The organism is Paraburkholderia guartelaensis (assembly GCF_004353905.1).
In the GTDB taxonomy this organism is placed as follows: Bacteria; Pseudomonadota; Gammaproteobacteria; order Burkholderiales; family Burkholderiaceae; genus Paraburkholderia; species Paraburkholderia guartelaensis.
Genome location: NZ_SMOD01000121.1, coordinates 1 through 3,191 on the forward strand (window position 1 = coordinate 1; position 3,191 = coordinate 3,191).

Here is a 3,191-nt window from a genome sequence, read left to right on the forward strand (position 1 = left end):
CCGCGGTCCGTTCAGCCGTCAGCAGGCCGGAGTCGCACCACATGAGCGGACGCCCGGTTTCCATCGACATCAGTGCAGTCCATGCCGTGACGATGGGACCAGCGCTAGTCGGCACATAGGGGGACAGTTTCGCGCCGAACACCCGCTCATCCGCCAGGGTCCCCAGATAGGTAATGAAATCGCCAGCGTTTTCGGGAAAAAGCGTTAGCGTCTGCGGTGGCTGCACCGCACGACCGTTCGCCAGGGAATGAAACATCCGCGCCAGTGCACCGCGAGTATCCAGTTCCGGCAATGCAGCACGAACCCGTGCCTCATCCAGCACGCACGGCAAATTGTCCAGTTGAGCATTCATCTAGTGATTCCGGGCCGCACCCGCTCCATTTAACGAAATAGATTTTTTAGTCTACTATGGACATTTCGTTTTTGGAAGCGGATACTCGTCGAAATTGTCTCTCATGGACAATTCGTCTACCTCCTCTCGTAACGCGAGGTAGTCCGCAGAGGTCTGCGGACCAATATCAGGTTACGGCCCCGTACTCGATCATCATCGGAGTTGATATGGATATGAAGCATCTTGTTTGCGCCGTCGCCCTGAGCTTGGGGGCGGCAGGATTCGCGTTCGCCGAAGGCAACGCAGTACTCAGAATCGGCATCGAAGCCGCCTACCCCCCGTTTGAGAGCAAAACGGCGGCCGGGCAACTTCAGGGTTTTGATATCGACGTCGGCAACGCCGTTTGCGCAAAGATGCAGGTCAAGTGCGTCTGGGTAGAAAATGCCTTTGACGGTCTGTTGCCAGCCCTGCAGGCGCGCAAGTTCGATCTCGTCAACTCGGCCATGAACATCACTGCAAAACGGGAGCAGATCGTCGACTTCACGCCCGCGATCTATGTCGTCCCGATGGTCCTCGTCGCGCGAAAGAACTCCGGGCTCCTTCCTCAGGCTGACTCTCTGAAGGGTAAGCGCATCGGCGTTCTGCAAGGAGCAGTTCAGGATGATTTTGCCCAGCGCAACTGGAAACCACACGGCGTAGAGATCGCGGAGTATTCGGACCAGAATCAGGTGTACGCTGACCTTGCGGCGGGCCGTCTCGACGGCTCGGTTCAGGAGTATCAGACTCACGTGAGGGCTTTCTGGACAAGCCGGAGGGGCGTGACTATGCGATCGTTGGCGCGCCTCTGGAAGACCCTGTGACTCTCGGGAACGGCGTTGGCTGGGCATTCAGAAAGCAGGACGCAGCGCTGCGCAGCCGCGTTTCCAACGCCCTGGCTAAACTGAAAGCAGATGGGACGCTGAGCAGCCTGTCAAACAAGTACTTCAACCGGGACATCATCGCCAAGTAGCATCCGCAACGAAGCCTACACAGAACGCGTCGCTTTACTAAGTGAGCGGCCTCGGTCTGGCCGCTCAATTCAAAGTCAAGAGGGAACAGTCATGAAGATCAAGGAATTCGCCGTCGAGCGCTGGATGGATCAATACGAGAACCAGTGTGCGTATAACCTCGCAGAGACCTGCGTCGAATCTATGACGGTCGATGAACTTCTCACTATGACCGGCCGCCAGACATCCGTGCTCGATGAATTGCGGCCGATGAAGCTGACCTATGGTGCGATCGAAGGCACGCAACGCCTGCGTGAAGCCATTGCCGCCACGTACGCGCGACAATCTACTACCAACATAATCGTGACGCACGGCGCAATCGGCGGTAACGCCCTCATCTATGAGACGCTGGTCGAACCCGGCGATACCGTGATTTCGGTTCTGCCGACCTATCAGCAACACTATTCGATTCCGGCAAGCTACGGCGCAAACGTGAAGATCTTGAAGCTTCGAGAGGAAAACGCGTTCCTGCCGGATCTCAACGAACTTGAGTCGCTCGTCGACGACAAGACGCGCCTCATCGCGATCAACAACCCGAACAATCCGACCGGCTCGCTGATGGACGAAGCGTTCCTCGGCAAGATCGTCGAGATCGCACGGCGCTGCGGCGCATACCTGCTCTGCGACGAAGTCTATCGCGGGACGGATCAGGTTGGCAGCGGCTACACCGCGTCGATTGCAGACATGTACGAACGCGGCATCAGTACGGCGAGCATGTCGAAGACTTACTCGCTCGCCGGGCTGCGTCTGGGCTGGATCGCCGGCCCGATCGAGCTGATTCACGCAGTCGCCGTACATCGCGACTACAACACTATCAGCGTCGGCATGATTGACGACTACTTCGCGACGCTCGCGCTCGAACATCGCGACGCGATCCTGAAGCGCAACCACGATATCGTGCGCACCAACCTTGCCATTTTGGAAGCGTGGGTCGAACGCGAGCCGATGATTTCGTGGATCAAGCCGAAGTCCGGAACGACAGCGTTACTCAAATACGCGTTCGACGTGCCGTCGCGCCAGTTCTGCACGGAGTTGCTCGACGCAACGGGCGTAATGTTTACTCCGGGCAGCGCGCTCGACATGGAAGGTTATGTGCGCATCGGGTATACGAACAACCGGACTGTTCTGGAAAAAGGTCTCGCACGCGTGTCCGACTTCCTGCGCAGCAAAGTCAGCTGATTCCCTTCAACTGATCGTTCGGGCAGTCCCGACCGCTGCCCGGATCAACTTCCTACACCGCGGAGGATCGTGACGCTTGCGCTCGACCCGCGGTGCCGCTTACCCAAGTGCGTCACACATCTTCGCGCATTTGCTTCAAGTGCTTGTAAACAGTCGCCCGCCCCATATCCAGGACGTTGGCGATATAGTTCGCCGCGCTCTTTCCGTTAAATGCCCCTTCTGCATACAACGCTTCCACGAGCTCGCGCTTGTGGTCACGCGAAAGCGAATTGAGTGCGAGCTGCCGCTCGCGCAACCAACCATGCAGGAATGAGTTGATCCGCTCCTGCCAATCGTCCTTGAACAGTTCCTCCGGCGGTCGCACCAGCCCGGCGCCCGTGATGAACAAGTCGAGTACCTTTTTGACGTCGTCGAACGCCGCGACATTGAAGTTAATGCACATAACGCCGACGGCGTCCGACGACTCACTGGGCAGCAGCATACTCACACATCGCATCCGGCGGCCGTCCCAGTTCATCTTCTCATACGGCCCCATCACTTCTTCGTCTGCGGTTCCTTCGATTTCCTCCAGAGCAGAATCGTCGCCAATCGCGCGCTTTGACAGGTTGTTGGCAATGTACGCGATTGACTGGCTC

At 57.7% G+C, this 3,191-nt stretch carries 2 protein-coding genes and 2 pseudogenes; 2 read left to right on the forward strand and 2 right to left on the reverse strand.

The genetic code is table 11. From position 1 onward, the window contains the following. A pseudogene (locus E1N52_RS43260) lies at window positions 1–352 on the reverse strand (ornithine cyclodeaminase family protein); the annotation flags it as partial. A gap of 206 nt (window positions 353–558) precedes the next feature. On the opposite strand from E1N52_RS43260, the pseudogene E1N52_RS43265 reads away from it, so the two are divergent. Together E1N52_RS43265 and E1N52_RS43270 are read left to right on the forward strand one after the other, a co-directional pair. Beyond that, window positions 559–1,340 (forward strand): annotated as a pseudogene (locus E1N52_RS43265) (transporter substrate-binding domain-containing protein). A gap of 91 nt (window positions 1,341–1,431) precedes the next feature. Next, complete coding sequence (locus tag E1N52_RS43270; protein ID WP_133191193.1) at window positions 1,432–2,556, forward strand: aminotransferase; 1,125 nt, start codon at window positions 1,432–1,434, stop codon at window positions 2,554–2,556. 112 nt (window positions 2,557–2,668) lie between these two features. Here the strand turns inward: E1N52_RS43270 and E1N52_RS43275 are convergent. Next, window positions 2,669–3,191 (reverse strand): helix-turn-helix transcriptional regulator (locus tag E1N52_RS43275; protein ID WP_133191195.1); only part of this gene is annotated, 523 nt, incomplete at its 5' end.